This is a genomic window from Streptomyces sp. NPDC088733, from assembly GCF_044751185.1.
Taxonomy (GTDB): Bacteria; Actinomycetota; Actinomycetes; order Streptomycetales; family Streptomycetaceae; genus Actinacidiphila.
This window is the reverse complement of sequence record NZ_JBIVLH010000019.1, coordinates 30,538-51,355: the sequence shown is the minus strand read 5'-3', so window position 1 is coordinate 51,355 and position 20,818 is coordinate 30,538. Positions and strand designations below refer to the sequence as shown.

15 protein-coding genes are annotated in these 20,818 nt (G+C 74.3%); 7 read left to right on the top strand and 8 right to left on the bottom strand.

Features of this window, described 5'->3' with window-relative positions:
- The first annotated feature begins 38 nt into the window (after positions 1–38).
- Together ACIP64_RS29110 and ACIP64_RS29105 are read left to right on the top strand one after the other, a co-directional pair.
- On the top strand, positions 39–371 hold the full coding sequence (locus ACIP64_RS29110; RefSeq protein WP_401592389.1) for a hypothetical protein: 333 nt from the start codon (positions 39–41) through the stop codon (positions 369–371).
- On the top strand, positions 368–1,000 hold the full coding sequence (locus ACIP64_RS29105; protein WP_401592388.1) for a hypothetical protein: 633 nt from the start codon (positions 368–370) through the stop codon (positions 998–1,000). The genes ACIP64_RS29110 and ACIP64_RS29105 overlap by 4 nt, the downstream gene beginning before the upstream one ends.
- Before the next feature lie 69 nt (positions 1,001–1,069).
- On the opposite strand, the gene ACIP64_RS29100 is transcribed toward ACIP64_RS29105, so the two are convergent.
- The 3 genes from ACIP64_RS29100 to ACIP64_RS29090 all read right to left on the bottom strand — a co-directional run bounded on the left by ACIP64_RS29100 (position 1,070) and on the right by ACIP64_RS29090 (position 7,765).
- On the bottom strand, positions 1,070–5,470 hold the full coding sequence (locus tag ACIP64_RS29100) for an FtsK/SpoIIIE domain-containing protein (protein ID WP_401592386.1): 4,401 nt from the start codon (positions 5,468–5,470) through the stop codon (positions 1,070–1,072).
- A gap of 45 nt (positions 5,471–5,515) precedes the next feature.
- Entirely contained in the window at positions 5,516–5,809 is a 294-nt protein-coding gene (locus tag ACIP64_RS29095; protein ID WP_319662927.1) for a WXG100 family type VII secretion target, read from the bottom strand.
- Positions 5,810–5,890: 81 nt separating this feature from the next.
- Complete coding sequence (locus tag ACIP64_RS29090) at positions 5,891–7,765, bottom strand: hypothetical protein (protein ID WP_401592384.1); 1,875 nt, start codon at positions 7,763–7,765, stop codon at positions 5,891–5,893.
- A gap of 160 nt (positions 7,766–7,925) precedes the next feature.
- On the opposite strand from ACIP64_RS29090, the gene ACIP64_RS29085 reads away from it, so the two are divergent.
- On the top strand, positions 7,926–9,356 hold the full coding sequence (locus ACIP64_RS29085; protein ID WP_401592382.1) for a hypothetical protein: 1,431 nt from the start codon (positions 7,926–7,928) through the stop codon (positions 9,354–9,356).
- A 36-nt stretch (positions 9,357–9,392) separates the two neighbouring features.
- Here the strand turns inward: ACIP64_RS29085 and ACIP64_RS29080 are convergent, their stop codons facing one another.
- The 3 genes from ACIP64_RS29080 to ACIP64_RS29070 form a co-directional block, all read right to left on the bottom strand.
- Positions 9,393–9,923, bottom strand: a complete 531-nt coding sequence (locus ACIP64_RS29080) for a sigma-70 family RNA polymerase sigma factor (protein ID WP_401592380.1) — start codon at positions 9,921–9,923, stop codon at positions 9,393–9,395.
- A 371-nt stretch (positions 9,924–10,294) separates the two neighbouring features.
- Positions 10,295–11,224: an SCO0930 family lipoprotein gene (locus ACIP64_RS29075; RefSeq protein ID WP_401592378.1), complete on the bottom strand. Its 930-nt coding sequence runs from the start codon at positions 11,222–11,224 to the stop codon at positions 10,295–10,297.
- A 50-nt stretch (positions 11,225–11,274) separates the two neighbouring features.
- Positions 11,275–14,256: an AfsR/SARP family transcriptional regulator gene (locus ACIP64_RS29070; RefSeq protein WP_401592376.1), complete on the bottom strand. Its 2,982-nt coding sequence runs from the start codon at positions 14,254–14,256 to the stop codon at positions 11,275–11,277.
- Between the two features lie 165 nt (positions 14,257–14,421).
- Here ACIP64_RS29070 and ACIP64_RS29065 point away from each other — a divergent pair, with 165 nt between their 5' ends.
- The gene (locus ACIP64_RS29065; RefSeq protein ID WP_401592374.1) at positions 14,422–15,357 is read left to right on the top strand and encodes a 1-phosphofructokinase family hexose kinase; all 936 of its coding nucleotides are present in this window, start codon (positions 14,422–14,424) and stop codon (positions 15,355–15,357) included.
- Positions 15,358–15,391: 34 nt separating this feature from the next.
- On the opposite strand, the gene ACIP64_RS29060 is transcribed toward ACIP64_RS29065, so the two are convergent.
- A complete protein-coding gene (locus tag ACIP64_RS29060) occupies positions 15,392–16,363 on the bottom strand; it encodes a carbohydrate-binding protein (protein ID WP_401592372.1) in 972 nt (323 codons plus the stop codon).
- Positions 16,364–16,577: 214 nt separating this feature from the next.
- Here ACIP64_RS29060 and ACIP64_RS29055 point away from each other — a divergent pair, with 214 nt between their 5' ends.
- Both ACIP64_RS29055 and ACIP64_RS29050 read left to right on the top strand, forming a co-directional pair.
- Positions 16,578–17,615: an SAM-dependent methyltransferase gene (locus tag ACIP64_RS29055; protein ID WP_401592370.1), complete on the top strand. Its 1,038-nt coding sequence runs from the start codon at positions 16,578–16,580 to the stop codon at positions 17,613–17,615.
- Positions 17,612–18,754: an NADH-quinone oxidoreductase subunit D gene (locus tag ACIP64_RS29050; RefSeq protein ID WP_401592368.1), complete on the top strand. Its 1,143-nt coding sequence runs from the start codon at positions 17,612–17,614 to the stop codon at positions 18,752–18,754. The genes ACIP64_RS29055 and ACIP64_RS29050 overlap by 4 nt, the downstream gene beginning before the upstream one ends.
- Positions 18,755–18,787: 33 nt before the next feature.
- On the opposite strand, the gene ACIP64_RS29045 is transcribed toward ACIP64_RS29050, so the two are convergent.
- The gene (locus tag ACIP64_RS29045; RefSeq protein ID WP_401592366.1) at positions 18,788–19,756 is read right to left on the bottom strand and encodes a hypothetical protein; all 969 of its coding nucleotides are present in this window, start codon (positions 19,754–19,756) and stop codon (positions 18,788–18,790) included.
- Positions 19,757–20,200: 444 nt separating this feature from the next.
- Between ACIP64_RS29045 and ACIP64_RS29040 the strand changes: the two genes are divergently transcribed.
- Entirely contained in the window at positions 20,201–20,800 is a 600-nt protein-coding gene (locus ACIP64_RS29040) for a GPP34 family phosphoprotein (RefSeq protein ID WP_401592364.1), read from the top strand.
- Positions 20,801–20,818: the final 18 nt, after the last annotated feature.

Here is a 20,818-nt window from a genome sequence, read left to right as displayed (position 1 = left end):
CCGATTGAACCCAGTGGGCCGTCCCGCCCGTGTGACCCGTGAGGCCGCAAGCGGCCGAGCACGAGGGGATCGGCATGGCCCAGGACATCAACATACCGGGGAACGAGCTGCGGGAGGCCCAGCAGATGCTGGACTTCGTCCACGACTTCATCGACATCGGACACCACACGTTCGACTTCGACGCGGCGTTCGGCCCCGAGCTCTCCCACGGCTCGGCGCAGCACTTCGAGAACAAGTGGGAGGACGGCAAGAAGCAGCTCCAGAAGCAGGTCAAGGGCATCCGGGACGCCATCGGCAGCATCCTCGACTCCTTCGACAAGACCGACCAGGACGCCGCCTCCAACCTCGACGACGGAAAGAGTGGCCAATGAGCACCGCGCACCGTTTCCTGCTCGACATCCCCGATCTGTGGGACACCGTCGACCTCAGCGGGGAGGAGCTGTCCAGGACCCGCGCCAAGGCGCTCGCCACCACCGACGACCCCCGCGAGAAGGCCCGGATCAACGACATGTTCCGGCAGGGGCGCGAAGTGAGCCGGGCCGCGCGGCGGCACGGCGCCCTGCTGGCCGCCGGCACCGCGACCCTCTACGGCGACGACCTGTTCATGGCCTACGGCATGGTCTTCGCCGTCACCACGCCCGAGGGCTCGGAGCTGACGCTCCCGGTGCTCTCCGCGCAGCTGGGGATCTCCTCCGCGAACGGGACGGCGCCCAAGGACCGGGTGATCACCTCCGTGAAGGTGCCCCACGTGGGCACCGTGGCCCGGGTGACCGGCACCGAGACCACCCGGCTGACCAGCGACATCGACGTGGAGCTGCTGACGATGCACACGATGATGCCCGTCCCCGGCCGCGCCGACGACTTCCTCGTCGTCACCCTCGCCAGCCCCAACCTGCCGCTGAAGAACGAGGTGTACGACCTCTTCGACGCCATCACCGGCACCTTCCGCTTCCTCACCGAGGAGGGCGAGCCGCCGGCGCCCGTCGCCCGCGCCTCCTGAGACCGGGTCCGCAACCGAAGGGCGGCCGGGACATCGCGTCCCGGCCGCCCTTCGTGCATGCCGTCGGCGTCAGACCTCCGTGCCGGACAGCGGCACCTGCACCGCCCGCAGCGACCCGTCGCCGAGGTGGATCAGGCCGCGGCCTGGCTGCGGCGCCTGGCCGACCACGCCGCGGGTCAGCTTGACGCCGATGACCTCGCCGTCGGCCAGGCCCTGCGGCGACAGCAGCATGCCGGTGCGGTTCCGCTTCACCTGGCCCATCCAGCCGGCCAGGCTCAGCGCCAGCGACTCGGCGTTGCCGGCCGCCAGCACGCCCCAGCCGTTGCCCGCGCCGCCCCGGGCGAGCAGCGCCAGGTCGGCGTCGATGTCGGAGCCCATGAACAGCTCGGCGTCGTCCACGACCACCACCGCGTTGTCCTGCGGAATGGCGCCGAGCACCCCCCGGAACTCCTCGACCGTCACCTGCGCGTCCGTGATCACGGCCGCCACCCCGGGCCTGCCCTCCAGTTCGCGCAGCGGTGAGCGGCGCGGCGCCAGCAGCACCAGGCCCGTGCCCTCCGCCAGCAGCGAGTGCGCCGCGGTGAGCAGCACCGTGCTGCGGCCGGTCCGCGGCGGCCCGGCGACGACGAACGTGGGGACGTCGGCGAGGTCCGGGCCCAGCGAGGCGAGGGTGTCGCCGCCGACCGCGACCAGCGGCCGCATCGGCCCGCGCCGGGTGTGCAGGGCCAGCGCGTCGCGGTAGGCGATCCGGTCCGGCAGGACGTCCAGGCGCAGCGGCCCGCGCTCCGCCGGCACACCGGCCTCGCGCTCGGCGAGCGCCGTGCCGAGCGCGGTGAGGAACTGGCCCTGCGCCGCGCCGGAGAGGTCGCCGGTCAGGACCGCGATCTGGGCCTCCGCCAGGTCCAGGGTGCGGATGCCGCGGCCCGGAGCCGGGTCGCTCGGCGCCGACTTGGACGGGACGCCGACCGACGAGTAGTCCTGGCGGTCGTTGAGCTTGAGGACGATCTTGTCCTCGGTGGTGCCGGAGAACCGGCTGGAGCCCAGCACCCGGTCGCCCGCGAGCACGAGGTGGATGCCGACGCCCGCGCCGTCCCGCAGCAGCCTGATCATGCGCTCCATGAGGCTGCCGTTGTCGTACGCGGTGAACTCGCGCTCGAAGACCTCGAAGCGGTCCACCAGGAGCACGATGTGCGGCAGCCGCTCCCCCGCGGCCTGGGTGCGGCGCAGCTCGGCGAGGTCGGCGGCGCCGCGGGTGCCCAGCACGCCCTGCCGGGCGGTGAGTTCGGCGTTCAGCCGGTCCAGCAGCCGGCCCAGGCGCTCCACCTGGTTGCGGTCCACGACCGCGCCGCAGTGCGGAAGCGCGGTGAGCGCGTTGAGCGCGCCGTTGCCGCAGTCGATCCCGTACAGATGGACGTCGTCCGCGCCGTGCGCCTGCGCCAGGGCGGCGGCGAGGGTGCGCAGCGACTGGGAACGGCCGCTGCGGGGCGAGCCGATGAGGTGCAGGTGGCCCGCCCGGTCGATGTCGAACTCCAGCGCGGCGCGGGTCTGCCGCGCGGGCAGGTCCACCATGCCGTAGGCCACGGGCGGCAGTTCGGCCTCCCGTTCGCCGGCCGGCTTGGGCGCGGGCGGCGCCGTCCACTCCAGCACCTCGGGCAGCGCGGGCAGCCAGGGGCTCGGCTGCCGGGGAACCCCGGCCAGCCGCGCGGCCTGGGCGACGGACGCGGTGAGCACCGCGAGGTCCGTGACCGCCTCCGCCTGCGCCAGGCCCCTGCGGGCGCCGCGGGAACCGCCGGTGGGCAGCGGCCCGCCGAGCTCCCGCCAGGTCACCGCGTGGGCCCGGACCGGCACTTCCGTGCCCTCGGCGACCGCGCCGCCGGGCCGCCGGCCGCCGACGCGCCCGGACTGGAACGGCAGCAGCGCCGACGGGCCCAGGCGCGCGTAGGCGCGTCCCGGATTGGCGGGCGAGATCTCCCCGGAGTCGGGGGCGTCGATGATGTCGCGGCTCTCGGTGGTGTCGGTGGTGCGCAGCGCGATCCGCAGGTTGGTGTTGGCCCGGATGTCCGGGGTCACCGCGCCGCCGGGACGCTGGGTCGCCAGCACCATGTGGATGCCCAGCGAACGCCCGCGCTGGGCGATGTTGACCAGGCCCGAGATGAAGTCGGGCAGTTCGCGCACCATGGACGCGAACTCGTCGACGACCAGGAGCAGCCGGGGCAGCGGCGGCAGCACGTCGCCGCCGCGGGACCGCTTGTCGAGGTAGTCCTCGATGTCCTTGGCCCCGGCCTGCGCCAACTGGGTCTCCCGGCGGCGCAGTTCGGCGCCCAGCGAGACCAGGGCGCGCTCCACCAGGTGCGTGTCCAGGTCGGTGACGAGGCCGACGGTGTGCGGCAGGTCGGCGCACTCGGCGAAGGCGCTGCCGCCCTTGTAGTCGATGAGCACGAAGGTCATCTCGTCCGGCCGGTTCACCACCGCGAGCGTGGCGACCAGCGTCTGCAGCAGTTCGGACTTGCCCGAACCGGTGGTGCCCGCGATCAGCGCGTGCGGCCCGTCGCGGACCAGGTCGACCGAGAAGTCCCCGTCGTAGCCGGTGCCCAGGACCGCCCGCGTGCTGCGGCCGCCGAGCGACCAGCCCGCCACCACCGCCTCCGCGGTGGGCGGTTCGAGGCCCAGCAGGTCCAGCAGCCGGACCGATCCGGGCAGGGCGCTCTCGTCGCTGTCGCCGACGCCGCGCAGCGGCGCCAGCGCCCGGCCGAAGCGCTCGTACCAGGCGGGCTCCGGCGAGTCGGTGCGCACGCCCTCCAGGGCGGAGCCGGTTCCGGTGCGGACCCGCGAGACACCCTGCGCGGTGTCCCCGGTGACGACGACCGCGCCGCACTCCTCGGGCAGCAGCCGCTCCTCGCGGTCGATGCACAGGGTGTGGACACCCACCGACGGCCCGTCGCGCAGCAGGGCGATGACGCCCGGCAGCGAACGGGCCCTGCGGGCCTGCTCCAGCACGACGAGGATGTCCGGGTAACCGTTGACGCCGCCCCGGACCAGATCCGGTCCGGCCGCCATACGGGACGTGACGATCTGGCCCAGTTCGCCGATGCGGCGGGCCAGCGACTCGGTGGTGCTGCCCACCAGCGCGTAGGCGTCCTCGCCCTGGGCCTGCGCGTGCGGCAGCCAGCGGGCCCACGACCACGCCGCCTCCCCCTCGGGCCCGGCGAGCACGACGATCCGCAGGTCCGCCGGACTGTGCAGGGCGGCGGCCTGGGCCGTCATCCACCCGGCGAGCCGCTGGGCGCCGGGACCGGCGAGCCCCGCCACCCCCGCCCTCCGCAGCGGCACGGAGACCGGCACCTGGCCCAGGAGCGGCACGGTGATGCGCCGGTGCTCGTCCTGCGTGGGGTCCTCGACGCTCAGCGACGAGGGCAGATCGGCCGTCCCCACCCGGACGGAGAGGAAGTCCGGGTCCTGCCAGCGCCGTTCCCACAGCCGCTCGGACGGCCGCACGGCCATCTGGAGCAGGGAGGCCGGATCGGGCAGCGACAGCCGCAGCCCGCGCTGCTCCTCCAGGACGGCGGACTCCACGTCCGCCTCGACCCGTCGCAGCGCGCCCTCGTACTCCTCCTTCTTCTCCAGGTACTTCAGCATCGCCTGCTTGCGCCCGCCGAACTGGGTGAACAGCGCGGCGAGCGGCGAGAGCAGGGCGATGAAGACGAAGACCCAGCTCTTGGTGACGAAGATGGCGATCGCCGCGCTGCCCGCGGGCAGCAGCAGGATCGGCAGCAGCGGGACGGGCCGCTTGTCGGGCCGCACGGGCGGCGTCGGCAGCCGGAACTTGCCACCCGCGCGGGCGGGCAGGAAGCGCGGCGGCCGGTTGAACTCCAGGCCCAGGCCGTCGGCGGCCGGGGTCAGCGGCGCGGTCGCCGCCTCGCGCGACGCCAGCTCCAGCAGGGTGTCGCCGACGGCGAGCTGACTGCCCTCGCGCCAGGCCGCACCGGGCGCCGGGGTCCTGCCGTCGAGCAACGCGTCGGCCGCGGACAGCAGTTCCGCACCACCGTCGAGCCGCACCCGGATCCGGGCCGCGAACGCCGGGGCGTCCTCGGCCAGCCGGATACGGCAGGTGCGGTCGCTGCCGAGGTCGTACTCGCCGGGCACCAGCCGGAAGACCGTGCCCGCGCCCCGCCCCGACACCAGCCGGATCTCGGTGCGGCCCTCGGGCTCGGACTCCGCCGGCAGGGCGGAACCGAGCCCGAGGTCCATGCCGTCCCGGACCCCGGCCGCCTGGAGGGTGGCGTCCGGGTCGATCTCCCCCGCCCCGGTGAACAGGGCGGGCCCCCCCGCCCCGCCGGCCCCCTCGTGGTCGACGGCCCGCGCGAGTTCCGCCGCGAGAGTGCCGGCCCGTGCGGTCGGCTCGGTCTCGACGACGACGGTGGTGGACACCCCCTCGACCCGGGGGTCACGGACGCTGACGTTCAAACGCACGATGCATCGTCTTTCTCACGGAGGGGCGGGACGGGGGAAGCGGGCTCAGCCGAGGTTCGAGCCGAGCTGGTCGTCGGTCTGCGAGAAGGCGTCGCCGACGGAGCGGACGTACTGCCCGATGCCCTGCAGACCCTGGTTGACCTGGTCGAAGCCCTTGGCGAACTCGTCGAAGAACGGCGAGAACTTCTGCTGGGCGGCCGGGGTGCTGTAGCCGTTGGCGAGCAGGTTGGAGATCTTGCCCTTGACCTCGCTCAGCTTGTCCTGGAGCTGCGAGAAGTCGTTGAGCAGCGCCTGCGAGGTGGAAGCGGTCTCGTCAGAGTTGACGCGGTAGTCGGGCATGTCGGTACTCCTTGCGTGATCGGGTGAAGAATCCGTCCCTGGGAGGGACGGAGGTCTGTGGGGTGCGGGTCCCGCGCGGCGCTAGCGGCCGTCGGTCCCCGTCGTCCCGTCGCCTCCGGCGGGGCTGGTCGGCGCGGTGGTGAAGCCGTCGCCTCCGGCGGGGCTGGTGGGTGCGGTGGTGAAGCCGTCGCTGCCGGAACCGGCCGGCGAGGCGCCGCCGCCCGGCGGGGCCGCCGGGCTCTGCGGCGGGATGTCCAGCGGGGTGAGCGGCGGCCGCCCGGTCGTGGGCGACGGCGGCAGCGGCACGTCCGCCGGGTTCACCGTGTGCGCCGGGCCGGTGCCCGCGGGCGCGGCCGGAGCCGTGGGCGCGGCCGGAGCCGTGGGTGCGGCCGGACCCGTGGGCGCGGTCGGGGAAGCGGGCGCGGTCGGGGAAGTCGGCGAGGTCGGCGATGGCGGCAGGGGTATGTCCGCCGGGTCCACCGTGTGCGCCGGGCCGGTGCCCGCGGGCGGAGCCGGGGTCGTGGTCGACGGGCCGGTGGAGCCCTTGATGGGGATGCCGTCGGCGACACCGTCGATCTTGCGTCCGAGCCCCGCGACACCGACCGGCCCGGAGCCCAGCTTGGGCGCCGAGTTGGCGATCTCCCCGGCCGCGACCTCGTTCGGGTCGCCGCCCTGGGCCACCCCGACACCGATCTTCGCGCCGAGGGTCGAGCCCTCCTCGACGAAGCCGCCGACCTGGTCCGAGGCCCGCTTGCCGATCGAGTCGCCCAGCGCGGGATCGGTGGTGTCGCCGAACCGGCCGCCGCCCCCGGGCGGTACCGGCGCGTTGCCGCGCGCGGAACCGATCTTGCCGATCCCGCCCTTGAACGCCGTCCCGGCGACCGCGCCGGCGGCGGCGCCCGCGAAGACACCGGCCGCGGTGATCTTGTCGTGGTTGGCGGCCTTGGCGGCCGCCTCCAGCGCGGAGTTGGTCAGGAACTTGCCGCTGACGTCCACGGCCGTCTTGCCCACCGGGTTGGCCAGCACCGCGCCGACCGCCTTGTTGGCGGTGACGGAGTCACTGACCTTGGTGATCGTCCCGGAGACCTTCGCGATGGTCCCGGAGTTCTTGATCGCGGCGACCGCGGCCGGGGCGATCGCCTGGACCGCCTTGCTGCCCAGCTTGAACAGGGAGGCACCGGGGATGATGCCGATCAGCCCGGCGACGAAGTCACCGGCCTTGATGCCCCCTGTCTGACTCGCCACCACTTGGTTGAAGACGAACAACGCCCCGCCGAGCAGCGCACCCACCACCGGGAAGAACACGGCCACCACGGCGATCAGCGCGGCCAGCAGGATCTGGACGAACGGGAAGTCCTTGAAGAAGTCGGCGATCTTCTGGAAGACGTTGCGCTCGGGAATCGCCTCCGACGCCGCCTGGTCCAGGACATCGGCGCAGGTGCGCTGCGCGGACTCCCGCATCTGCTTGGCCTGCTGGGCCAGGCCCTTGGCGGCACCGAGCTCGTTGTTGCCCGCGTCGATCTCGTCCTGGACCGCGCGGGCCTGCGACTTCTCCTCGTCGGTGGGGTTCTCGCCGAGCGTCTTGGGCGTCTGGCCGGCCTTGGCGGCGGCCGAACGGGCCTGGTCGACGGCGCGGTCGAAGGTGTCCTGGGCCTCCTGGAGGCGGGGGATGTAGTCGGTGTAGGCGCGGGCCGCGTCGTGGTACGAGGTCGCCGTCTTGTTCAGCTTGTCGGGAAGGTCGTCACCGATCTTCTCCTTGAGCTGGTCCATGGCCGAACCGCGGCCGAGGGAGATGGTGCCGTCCTTCTTGAGGATGTTGAGCGCCTTCTCGGCGGCGTCACCGACGTCCTGGTACCGCTTGACGATCCCGCGGATCAGTTCGGGGTCACCCGGCGTCGGGTCCCGGTCGAGCCCGACGAGACGGAAGTCCTCGTCGCTCGCATGCCGGCGTCCCATCCTTGCCCCTCCCAGCTCCGTGTTCGTTGTCGCTTGCCACACGGCGCCCACCGGGACTTGGTTCAGATCTCTTTCGAACCTTTTTCCCGGGGCGCCCCGTGTAGGGGGTGACGGAACCCGGAACCCGGGACGACGGCCCGGCACGCACACGACGACTTGGGTGGAGACGATGAGAGACGGCGTCAGCGCCACAGGGCGGCACCGGCCGGGTGCCGGTACGCCCGCACCCGCCCGCGGGACGGCCGTGCGCCGCGCCGCGGCCGCGGTACTGCTCGCGCTCTGGGCCCTGTTCGCGGCGGGCGCCGCCCCGGCGAGCGCGGACGACCAGCTGGTGAAGGTCTTCGTGGTCCAGGACACCGCGGCGGCCGGGGGCGCCCCCGCGACGCTGGCGTCCGTCGCGGCGAGCACCCTCGGCGACCCGGCCCGCGCCGGGGAGATCTTCGACCTCAACCGCGGGCAGGCGCAGACCGACGGCTCCGCCCTCACCAGCCCGGACGAGCAACTGCACCCCGGCTGGATCCTGCGGCTGCCGCCGGACGCCTCGGGCCCCGACGTCCAACTGGCCCGCGACAACGCCGCCCAGAACGCCTCCGCGCCCCCGGCCGCCGACGGCGCGACCACGGCCACGAGCACGGGTGGCGGTACCGCGTTCACCATCCCGCTGCCCGCCGCGATCGCCGTGCTCGGCGCCGTCCTGCTCGCCCTGGTGACCGCGGGCATCGTCGGACGCCGCCATGTGCGCGCCGCGTGGGCCGCGCTGGGCCGCGCCGTGCGACGGCTCGGCGATCCCGTCGCCCGGCGCCGCCGCCTGGCGCTGCGCCGCACCGTGGGCCGGCGCTTCGCCGCCGACGCGGGCTCCGCGCGCCGCGCCTACGCGGCCGCCGCCGAACTGTCCGGCCCCGGCGCCGCCCCGGAGCGTCCGGTGCACGCCCTGCGCGTGGACAGCACCGGGGTGACCGCGTGGCTGACCCCCGGTGACGCACCGGGCGCCCCCTGGACGGCACTCGACGGACCGGAGGGCACCCGGTGGCGCACCACCGCCGGCACCGGCACCTCCCGGGTCCCGGACGACCGGGCCTGCCTGGTGCGGGTCGGCGTCGAGGCGGACGGGGAACCGGTCTTCTACGACCTCAGCCGGCTCGACGGGGTGCTCAGCGTCACCGGCGACCGCGACGTCGCCCGCGACGTGGTGAACGGCCTGCTCGAAGAGGTCGCCCGCAGCCGGCCCGGCACCCCGGTGACCGTCCTGCGCGGGCCCGAGGACACGTCGCAGCTGACGCTGCCCGCCGGGCTGCGGCAGGTCGTCCGCATCGAGGCGGGCGCGGCGGCACCGGCCTCCTCGGCACCCGAGGCCCACGGCACGGTGCGCGGAGCAGCCGCCCGCCGCCCGGTCCTGGGCCTGGTCGTCATCGCCGGCACGCCCACGGGGTCGGAGGCCGCCGAACTGGCCGAGCTGTGCGGCCCCGGCGGGGCCGGCTGGACCGGACTGGTCTGCGGCGACGTCGGCGGCGCCCACTGGCGCTGGACGGCCGACGCGAACGGCGAGGTCGACATCCCCGTGCTCGGACTGCGGCTGACGGTCCCGGCCTGAAGCGCGTGAAGCGCCTGAACGGCGTCGACTCCGCGGTCAGCGGGCCGCGGAGCCGACCCGGCTGCGCAGATTGCTGAGCGCGTAGTGCTGCCGGGACTTCACCGTGCCCGCCGGTACCCCGAGGATCCTGGCCGTCTCCTGCACGGTCCTGCCGAACAGGTATGTGTGCACGAGCACCTCGCGGTGCTCGTGCGACAGGTGCCGCAGCAGGGCCCGCGCGTCGACCGAGGCCAGGACGGCGTCGGCGTGGTCGGGCTGGATCACGTCGTCATGGTCCGCGCCCACCGTCTCGTGACGGGAGCGGGCACTGCGGATGCGGTCGATGGCCAGGTTGCGGGCCACCGTGAGCAGCCAGCCCCGGACGGACCCCTCACTGCCGTACAGCCGGTCGGTGTGGTGCCAGGCCCGGATCAGCGTCTCCTGGACGACGTCCTCCGCCATGTGGCGGTCCCGCAGCAGCCGCTCGGCGTAGGCCAGCAGCGGCTTGCCGTGGTCGGCCACCAGAAGGGTCAGCAGATGTCCGGAGCGTGCCGCGGGGCGGACGCCCGGGGCGGCGGCGAAAGTCATGGTCGGTCCTGGAAGGCACAGCTCGTCCCCGTCGGCGCTCCCGGCTTCCGCACCGGCACCACCGCACCGCCGGAGCGGTGCGCGGATCGCCGAAGGACGGGGCAGGGCGGGCGGCGGCCGGGCCGGGTGTGGGGCCCGCCGGCCGACGGGCACGAAGGTTCGTGCCTGCTTCGGCGATGTTCCTGGCGGAAGCAGCGCGTGGCGTGATCGTAAGCAGGCACCGATGCCGAAAAACTGACGCAATTCTGACCATCCGCGCCGCGCCCCCCGGGCCCGGGCATGGCAACGGCCCGCCGGGGCATCGCATGCCCCGCGCGGGCCGTCGACCGGACCCCCGGGCCGGCGCGGTCGCGCCGCCCGGGCCGGGACGGTCAGCCCTTGGCCGCCGGAACGGTCTTGCCGCGGTCGACCGTGATGTCCTTCTTGATCGCGAACCACACGCCCTTGACGTTCTGGCCGTTGGTGTCGCCGGGCTGGCTGTCGCCCTTGAAGGTGTAACCCGGCCAGCAGTTGAAGGCCTCCTGCGCGGTGCCGTTCGGCGTGTTGAAGGTGAACAGCGCCTTGGGGTCGAGGCCCGCCTTCTTGGCGTCGGCGGCGGTCACCGGGGCGGTGGGGGTCCACTTCTGCAGGCAGGTCGCGTCGCACGCGGTCTTCATCGGCCACGGCTCGTCCTTGGTGAACAGGTACAGCGTCCGGCCGTTCTTGTCCTGGAGGATCTTCCCGAGCTTCGGGTCGTTCAGCACGCCGAGGGCCGGGCGCTCCACACCGGCCTTCCAGCCGTCGGGCTCCGCGGCGTACCACACGCCCTTGACGCCCTGGCCGTTGGTGTCACCGGGCTGCGTGTCCTTGGCGAAGTAGTACAGCGGCTTGCCCGCGAGGGTGAGCTGCTTGGAGCCGTCGGTGCGGGTGATGGAGCCGAGCAGGTCCTGGTTCAGGCCCTTCGCGGTCTGCGTGTCGTCCGCGGGGACCGGCGGCCACTGCGCCGCGCAGTCGCCCTCGCAGCTCGACACACCGGGCGTGGTGTCCTTGCTGAAGACGTAGACGGTCCTGCCCTTGCCGTCCACGACGATCGTCTTGAGCTGGGTGTCGGTGCGCACCGCCAGCCCGGACGCCGCCTCCGTCACCGGCGGGGCCGACTCCGTGTCGCCCACGTTGGGATAGCCGGACACCGCGTTCACCACCGGCTGCTGCACCGCCGCGGGTGCTGCGCCCGTGCCGGTCTGCTGACCGCAGGCGGTGACAGCCGTCAGCGCCAGCGCCGTACCGGTCAGGAACAGGGCGTTCCGCGCGTTCTTGTTCATCGCACTTCCTCAGGTCCACCAGACGTCCGCTCCGGGCCGGAGCTACGCCGCTATACACGGACCCGTGGCACCACTGGGTTCAACCCGGTGCCGTGCAATTTTTCGCGCACCCCCCGGGCGTCGGGATGACCGATGCCCTCCAGGATCGCCAGCGCCTGACGCAGGGCGCCGGCCGCGCCGTTGACGGCACCGGCGGCGATGTGGGTGTCGGCGATGTGGACGAGGGTGTCGGCCTCCAGGTACCCGTCCCGGATCTCCCGGTACATCCGCAGCGCCCGCCGGAAGCAGTCCAGCGCCTGTTCGTAACCGCGCAGTTGGTGGTAGGCACAGCCCAGGCTGTCCCACGCGGCGGCCTCCCCGTTGAGGTCGCCGGTCTCCTGGTGGATGGCCAGCGAACGGCGGCACTCCTCCACGGCCTTGTCGTACTCGCCGAGCAGCATGTGCGTCCAGCCGACCTCGTTGTGCACGCTTGCCTCGCCGTTGAGCTGCCCGGCCGCGCGGTACAAGTCGCCGGCGAGCCCGTAGTGGCGCAGCGCGTCGTCGTGCCGCCCGTGCCGGTTGGACAGGAAGGCCCAGTAGCGGTGGACCCGGGCCTGGCCGCAGGGCTCGCCGACCTCCCCGAACAACTGCAGGGCGCGCAGCAGGTGTTCGCGTGCACCCTCCCAGCGGTCCAGCCGCCCCAGCGCGAAACCGAGCGCCCGGTGCGCGTGCGCCTGGCCGAGGACGTCGCCCTGCCGCTGCGCCGCCGTGGTGGCCGTGGTCTGCGCGGTCCGCTGCTCCTGCCAGCGGCCGTTGCGGTCCAGGTACAGCTCCAGCACCACGGCCAGCCGCCAGCTGTGCGACCCGTCCCCGTGCCGGCCGTCCTGCTCGATGGCGGCCAGCAGCACGGACCGTTCGGCGTCGAGCCAGTCGGCCGCCGCGCGCTGGTCGGTGAAGCGCTCGGGCACGGTGTGCGCCGCAGGGCGGCGCAGCGCGAGCCGTTCACGGTGCGGGGCGAGCGCGGCGACGGCGGTGTGCGCACTGTGCAGGTAGTGGTCGAGCAGCCGGACCCCGGCCGCGGCCGCCTCCCCCGGGTCGTCGTGCTCGCCGGTCAGTTCCGTCGCGTACGCCCGCAGCAGCCCGTGCGAGGAGAACCGGCCCGGCGCGTTCTCGAAGAGCAGCTGCGCCCGGACCAGCTCCGCGAGCAGCGCGCGCGTCTGCCCGGTGCGCCGGGCCGCCAGACTCGCCGCGGCGGCCGCCGAGCAGTCCGGCCCGGGATGCACGGCCAGCAGCCGGAACAGCCGGGCCGCCTCCGGGCTCAGCGCCTGGTACGACCAGGAGAAGACGCTGCGCGCGTCGCCCAGCGGCGGCTCACCGGTGAAGGCGTCGAGGCTGCCGTGGCTCTCCCGCAGCTCGTCGGCGATCGCGGACAGCGGGAAGCCCGGGTTCAGGGCCGCGCGGGCGCTGACGATGGCCAGCGCCAGCGGGAGCCGCCCGCACAGCGCCACGATCTCCGCGGTCGCCAGCGGTTCCCGGGCGACCCGCTCCGCGCCCAGCCGCAGCGCCAGCAGTTCCTCCGCGTCGTCCTCGCCGAGCAGGTCCAGGGTCAGGGAGCGCGCGCCCTCGGCCGTCACCAGCCCCTGGAGCTGATGGCGGCTGGTGACGACCGCCAGGCAGCCGGGCGCGGACGGCAGCAGCGGGCGGACCTGCTCGGAGTCGCGGGCGTTGTCCAGCACGACCAGCACGCGGCGGCCCGCCAGCAGGCTGCGGTACAGCGCGGCCTGCGCCTCCAGCCCCGCGGGGATGCGGCCGACCGGTATCCCGAAGGCGTCGAGCAGCGCGCGCAGCGCCTCGGCCGTGCCCATGGCGGCGCCCGTGAGGTGGAAGCCGCGCAGATCGAGATAGAGCTGGCCGTCCGGGAAGCGGTCGGCGACCTGATGGGCCCAGTGCACGGCCAGGGTGGTCTTGCCCACGCCCGCCATGCCGCTGATCACCACGGCCTGCGCCGGTTCCGCGGGGACGGGCAGCAGCGTCCCGGACAGCTCCAGCTCCGAACGCCGCCCGGAGAAGGCGGCGAGGTCCCGGGGCAGCTGCGCGGGGCGCAGCTGGGCCGCGCCGCCGGGGACGTCGTCCGCCGCGTCACCCGCCGGGGGCGCTGCGTCCCCTGCGTCTGCTGTGTCTGCTGTGTCCGCTGCGTTCGTTGGGTTCGCTGGGTTCGCTGGGTTCGCTGGATTCACGACGGGGCGCGCGGGTGCCGGTACCGCCTCCGCCGGCGCCGCGCGGTCCACGGCCGTGCCGTCCAGCACCCGGTACTGCGCCTCCCGCAGCTCCGGACCCGGGTCGAGCCCGAGCTCGTCGGCGATCCGCAGCCGTACTCCCTGGTAGACCTCCAGCGCCTCCGCCTGGTGCCCGGTCGCGGCCAGCAGGTCGATCAGCCGGGCCTGGAGCACCTCGTCCAGCGGGTGGTGGGCGGCGGCCTGCCGCAGGGTGATCAGCACCCGCTCCGTCAGCGCGTCCCCCGCGGCCGGCGCATACCCGGCGGCCTCCTTCACGGCGACCAGGTGCTCGTTGTCCACGGCGGCGAAGACCGGGTGCGCCCGCACCTCGGGCGCGATGCCGGAGGCCGTCGGGCCCCGCCACAGCCCCAGCGCGTCGACCAGCAGCCCGGTGGCGCGGACCCGGTCGCCGCGCTGCGCCAGGTTCCGCGCCTGCACCCGCAGCGCCCGGAACTGCAGCAGGTCCAGCTCCGCCGGCTCCACCTCCAGCCGGTAGCCGCCCGCGTCACGGACCAGCCGGCGCGACGCGGAGCCGGTCGGCAGCCCGGGTTCGAGCAGCCGGCGCAGCCCGCCGATGTGCCGATGGACCACATTCACGGCGGTCTCGGGGGGCTCTTGGCCCCACAGGGCGTCCAAAATGGCGTGCAATGGCACCGGTTGCCCGCTCTGGGCCAGCAACAGGGCGAACAGGGCCCGCTGCTTCGGTGGGCCCAGCTTCACCTCGGCCCCGTCCCGCCAGGAACGGACCGGCCCGAGGATCTGGAAGCGCACCACCACCCGGCCAAGCTTGGCATGCTCGCGGGGCGGCGTCGCGCCCGGCGCCGGACGGCGGGCCCTCCGACCGGGACAAAGGCGGTCCGGCGGCAGCCGGGGGTCTGTGCCCGCGACCGTTCCTTTGGCATGATCCCTTCCCATCGCACCCGCTGTTCGAAGGGATCACGCGTGATCGTCACCGTCACGTTGAACGCCGCCATCGACGTGACCTACCGCGTCCCCCGGCTGCGGCCGCACACCACCAACCGGGTGTCGGAGACCGCCGAACGCCCCGGCGGCAAGGGCCTGAACGTCGCCCGCGTCCTGGCCGCGCTCGGCCACGAGACCGTGGCGACCGGCTTCGCGGGCGGCCCCGCCGGCGCCCTGCTGCGGGACCGCCTCGCCGCCGTGGACGGCGTCACCGACGCGCTCGTCCCCATCTCCGGCACCACCCGGCGCACGGTCGGCGTCGTGGACGCATCGGGCGGCGGCACGACGATGTTCAACGAGCCCGGCCCCACGATCACTTCGGAGGAGTGGACGGCCTTCCTCGGCGTCTACCGCAAGCTCCTGGACGACGGCGCGCGGGCCGTCGCGCTGTGCGGCAGCCTGCCGCCCGGACTGCCCGTCGGCTGCTACGCCGACCTCGTACGGGACGCGCGGGCCGCGGGCATACCCGTCCTGCTCGACACCAGCGGTGAACCGCTGCGGCGCGGACTCGCCGCCCGGCCCGACCTCGTCAAGCCCAACGCGGGCGAACTGGCCGGACTCACCGGGGCGTTGGAACCCCTGCGGGCCGCCCGCGACGCCCGGCGCCGCGGTGCCCGCGCCGTCGCGGCCTCGCTCGGCCCCGACGGCCTCCTCGTCCTCACCGAGGACGGCTCCGTGCTGCGCGCCCGCCCACCGGCGCCCGTCGCCGGCAACCCGGCCGGCGCGGGCGACTCCGCGGTCGCCGGCCTGCTGTCCGGTCTCGTGGAGGGACTGGACTGGCCGCGCCGGCTCGCCCGCGCCGTGGCGCTGTCGGCGGCGACCGTCGCCGCGCCGGTGGCGGGCGAGTTCGACCGCGCGACCTACGCGGACCTGCTCGGGCGGATCGAGGTCGGCGCGGAGGACGAAGCGTGCTAGCCGAGCCGAGCCGAGCCGACCCCTCCCCGGCGGGTCAGCTCTTGTGCTGGCCCTCTTCCAGCCACATCCGGTCGAGGTAGAAGTTGCACTGGTTGCCCGCCTCGCAGGAGAGCGTCAGCGTGTTCTCGCCCTTGTTCAGGGCGATGTAGCTGAACGAGTTGGTCCAGCCGTGCTCGTAGTCGCCCGGCTTGGCGTTCGCGAAGTTCTTCAGGCTGATGGGCCGCGCCTGCTTCGAGCCGTTGACCGTTATGGTCGCGTTGCCGTCGGCGCCGGGGACGCTGTAGTCCACGAAGACGGTGTACGCGCCGTCGTCGGGCGCGGTGAACTTCCACGTGACGGTGGCGCCCGCCTTGTCCATCCCGGCGACGTACTTGCCGTCCGCGGCCTTGGCACCGGGCACGTCCGACGTGATGAAGGCACCGCCCGACAGGGGCAGACCGGCCACGTCGGTCTTGCCTGGCAGCTCGCCGCCCGCCGCGTCGCTGGAGGAGGGCTGCGGCGTGTCGCCACCGGTGCCGGCGGTCGCGGTGGGCGACGGGGTGCCGCCCGCCTGCGCGTCGTCGCCGGAGCCGTTGGCCATGGCGACACCGATGCCGATCGCGACCGCCGCGACCACGGCGACGGCGCCGATCAGCAGGCCCTTGCTGTTGGGGCCGGTGGAGCGGGAGGCCGCGGCGCGGCGGCCGCCGCCGGGACCGGCGGGAGCGGGCTGCGGCATGGCCTGGGTCGCCTGCGGCTGCTGCCCGTAACCGGGCTGCTGCGGGGGCTGCTGGCCGTAACCGGGCTGCTGGGGCCGCTGCTGCTGCTGGCCCTGCGGGTAGCCGTAGGCGGGAGGCTGCTGCTGCTGGCGGCGCTCGCCGACACGCTGGACCTGGTTGTACGACGTGCGGGGCACACCCGGCTGCGCGACGGACGTCTGACCCGCGTCCTCGCCGTCCTGCCGGTACAGGTACCCGAAGGGGTCGTCGTTCCCGGGCTCGGGGGCGCCGTTGTTGCCGGCCGTCATCCGCTCTTCACCTTCCACTGCCTATCGCTTGCACAGCCCTATCAGTGCCGGGAGACCCGGCATAAGGGAGTGCGCTCTCCGGATGGCCAATGTTCATGATCGATTCATCCGCGGCTGTCGCGGGCGGACACATCCCTGCCCCGGGTACCCTACCTGTCCGCACTGAGCGGCCGCGGGCCGCGAACCCTCCGAGATGCGCCCATACGGTGGAGCCGTGACCGAAGACACAACCCGGGGCGCGCCCCGGGAAGCGGACGAGTGGACGGGGTGGCGGGCGGCCACCGAGCGGGCGCTGTACGGGCCCGGCGGCTTCTTCCGGCGCGAGCGTCCCGCCGCCCACTTCCGCACCTCCGTGCACGCCTCGCCGCTCTTCGCCGGCGCCGTCGCGGAACTGCTGCGGCGCGTCGACGCCGACCTCGGGCACCCGGGGGAGCTCGCCCTCGTCGACATCGGCGCGGGCGCCGGAGAGCTGGTCAGCGGGGTTCTGGAGGCCTTCGGCGACCCGCGGCTGCGGGTCTTCGCGGTCGAAAAAGCGCCGCGGCCGGCCGGGCTCGACGCGCGCGTCCAGTGGTGCGCGGAGCCGCCGCGGGGGGTGCGCGGACTGCTCTTCGCCAACGAGTGGCTGGACAACGTACCGGTCGATGTCGCGCAGACGGACGCGCACGGCGTCGCCCGTTACGTCCTGGTCCGTGCCCGAGACGGGGCCGAGCGGCTGGGCGGCCCGGTGGACGGCGCCGACGCCGCGTGGCTCGACCGCTGGTGGCCGCTGACGGGCGCGGAGGAGGGGACGCGGGCGGAAATCGGCCGGTGGCGGGATGCCGCCTGGGCGGACGCGACCGCCTGCCTCGACGCGGGGCTCGCGGTCGCGGTCGACTACGGGCACACGGCGGGCGCCCGGCCGCCGTACGGGACGCTCACCGCCTTCCGCGAGGGCCGCGAGATCTCCCCCGCCGTCCCCGACGGCTCCAGCGACATCACCGCGCACGTGGCCATGGACGCCTGCGCCGCCCCCGGCGCCGTCCTCACCACCCAGCGCGAGGCCCTGCACGCCCTCGGCGTCACGGGCGCCCGCCCCCCGCTCGCGCTGGCGTCCACCGACCCGGCCGGCTACGTCCGCGCCCTGGCCGGAGCGGGCCAGGCCGCCGAACTCACCGCCCCCACCGGCCTCGGCGCGTTCCTCTGGCTGAGCCTGGCCGTCCCTCCGGGCCGGGCCGCACAAGCGGCCGGTACGGGTGGGAAACTAGGCGCATGACGGAGACCACGATCGGGATCGGCGGCGCCGCCGAGGGCACGGACATGGTGCTGAACATCGGCCCGCAGCACCCCTCGACGCACGGCGTGCTGCGGTTGCGGCTGAAGCTGGACGGGGAGCGGATCAGCGAGGCCGAGCCGATCGTCGGCTACATGCACCGGGGAGCGGAGAAGCTCTTCGAGGCCCGCGACTACCGGCAGATCATCATGCTGGCCAACCGCCACGACTGGCTCTCCGCCTTCTCCAACGAACTGGGCGTCGTCCTCGCCGTGGAGCGCATGCTCGGCATGGAGGTGCCGGAGCGCGCGGTGTGGACCCGCACCCTGCTCGCGGAGCTGAACCGGGTGCTCAACCACCTGATGTTCCTCGGCTCGTACCCGCTGGAACTGGGCGGGATCACGCCGATCTTCTACGCCTTCCGCGAGCGCGAGGACCTCCAGGCGGTCATGGAGGAGGTCTCCGGCGGCCGCATGCACTACATGTTCAACCGCGTCGGCGGCCTCAAGGAGGACCTGCCCAACGGCTGGCACGGACGCGCCCGCGCCGCCGTGGCCCAAGTGCGCTCCCGCATGGGGACGTTCGACGACCTGGTGCTGGGCAACGAGATCTTCCGCGGCCGCACCCGCGGCGTCGGGGTGCTGGCGGCGGCCGACGTCCACGCGTACGGCGTCAGCGGCCCGATCGCGCGCGCCTCGGGCGTCGACTTCGACCTGCGGCGCGACGAACCGTACCTGGCCTACGGGCAGTTGCAGGACACCCTGGAGGTGGCGACCCGCTCCGAGGGCGACTGCCTGGCCCGCTTCGAGATGCTGCTGCACCAGACGCACAACGCGCTGGACCTCGCGGACGCCTGCCTCGACCGCATCGCCGAACTGCCCCCGGGCCCGGTCAACCAGCGGCTGCCCAAGGTGCTCAAGGCCCCGGAGGGCCACACCTACGCCTGGACGGAGAACCCGCTCGGGCTCAACGGCTACTACCTGGTGTCCAAGGGCGAGAAGACGCCGTACCGGCTGAAGCTGCGCTCGGCGTCCTACAACAACATCCAGGCGCTGGCCGTGCTGCTGCCGGGCACGCTGGTCGCAGACATGGTGGCGATCCTCGGCTCGATGTTCTTCGTCGTGGGCGACATCGACAAGTGACGCCGCCCCCGGCGCCGGCTCCGGGGCGCGGCGCTACGAGGACTGGGCGCGCAGCTCGCTGAGGTCGAGCTGCTCGGTCTCGTCGTGCGCGGTGAGGTCGATGACCTCGGCGCCCGCCTCGGCCGCGGCGTCGGACTGCAGCGCGGCGCGGGCCGCGACCGCCTCGTCCCCGACGACGTCGGCGAGGTCCGCCCCGGCGGCCCCGTCCGTCCCCGGCGGCAGCTCCTTCGGCTGGCCCTTGGCGTTCTTGGCCGTGCCGAAGAAGTCGAACCCGCCCTGGGTCCGGGAGGCCTGCTTGTGCGGCTTGGCGTACGGAAGGACGGCCGCGGCGACGGCGGGCAGCGCCTTGGGCTGCCGCACCGGCAGGGCCGGGTTGCCCGCGGGGCGCTCCAGGACGCCACGGGTGGCTGTGGCACCGTCCGCGGCGGCGTGCCGGCCGTGCTGCTCGTCGGAGTCCGCCACGTCGCGGCGGCGGGCCTCCTGGACGGTGGCGGCGGCCTGCTGGCGGGCGGCGTTGCGCGACAGGTCCTTGAGCGCCGCGGCGGCCTGCAGGTACGCGGTGGGGCCGAGGGCGTTCGCCGGCACCGCCAGGGCGGAACCGGCGGCCTGGACGGCCAGGACGCGGCCGTCCTCCAGCGCGCGGGCGCGCTCGGACTCGGCCGTGGCGTAGCGGCGCAGCAGATCGGCGTGCTCGGTGCGCAGCCGGGCCAGTTCGGCGCGCTTGCCGCGCAGCTTGTTCTCCAGCTTGCCGCGCAGGTCGCGGGAGTCCTCGAGGTCGACCTCCAGCTCCGCGATGCGCTCGTCGGCACGCCACTCGTCGCGCACGCGGGCGGTCTTGAGGTCGGCGACCTGCTTGCCGGCCGAACGGTCCCAGCTGCGCAGCAGGAAGGCACCGGCACCGGCGGACGCCGCGGCGCCGAACACGAACACATGGAGCAGCGCCGGATCACCGATCGCCAGACCACCGAGCGCGAGGGCCGCGGCGGAGCCGGCGACCGTCACGGGCGGCAAAAGCCTGTGCAGCGGTTGGGAATGACGGTGGCGTCCACGTGGCATGCCAAGGAACTTAGCGTGCCCGTGAGTCGCATGGGGCCCCGCCATCCGATTTCTCACTGAACATACAACGACAAATACGGAGGGCAGCCGCCCCGGCACAATGCGTGGCGCGAATGCCCGCCCCGAATGAATTCCGATCTTGCTCATCGCCGCGGCGCGCCCCGGCCCCGGGGAATTCCGCGGACTCCGCTTCGACCTGCTGTTTCGGCCCCGCGGGGCGGGCGGGACGGGCGCCCCGGGAAATTCGGCGGGGCCAGGGTGCGGCGCTGATCGCGATTAGCCGGACGTTCCGATCGGCGTCCGCCCGGGAAGATCACTGGCGGGCGGACGGCGGCCGCGTGACAATCGGCGGGAGGGCCGCCGGACGGCGTCCCGGCGGGGAGCCGTGAGATGACCACACCGCGGGATTTGCTGATCACCGCCTCGGAGCCGGCGTCCGGCCGCTCCGTCGAGCAGGGCGATCTCTCGCTCGCGCTCGCCGGGGCCGAGGCGGTCGACCTCCTGGCCGCCGGAGCCGTGACGCTGGCGGACGGCCGCCTGGTGCCCGGCGAGCGGTCCCCCCTGACGGACCCGCTGCTGGACGGTGCGGCGGCGGCGCTGAACCGCCAGGCGCCGTACGAGACGGTCGCCGACTGGCTGTGGCGCCGGGGCCGGGACCTCACATCGGTCTACTTGGCCGCGATGGAGGCGGAGGGCGAACTGGTGGAGAAGCGGCAGCGCCGCTGGGTGGTCCTGCACACGACGTCGATCGTGCCGGGCGACACCACTGCCCGCCGCCGTGCGGCGGCGCGCTGGGCGGCGGAGGAACCCGTCCTGGCCGGCCTCGGGGCGGCGGTCGGACTGCGGGACGGCGCGCCGCCGGCCGGCGATCCGGCGGCGGGCGTGCTCGCCGCCGTCGACAACGCGGTGGGCGAACTGTCCGCCGAACGCCGGCGCCGCGCGCGGCGGCAGGAGGACGCCCACGCGGAGAACGTCAGGCGCGGCTACTGACGGACTGAGGGGCGAGCC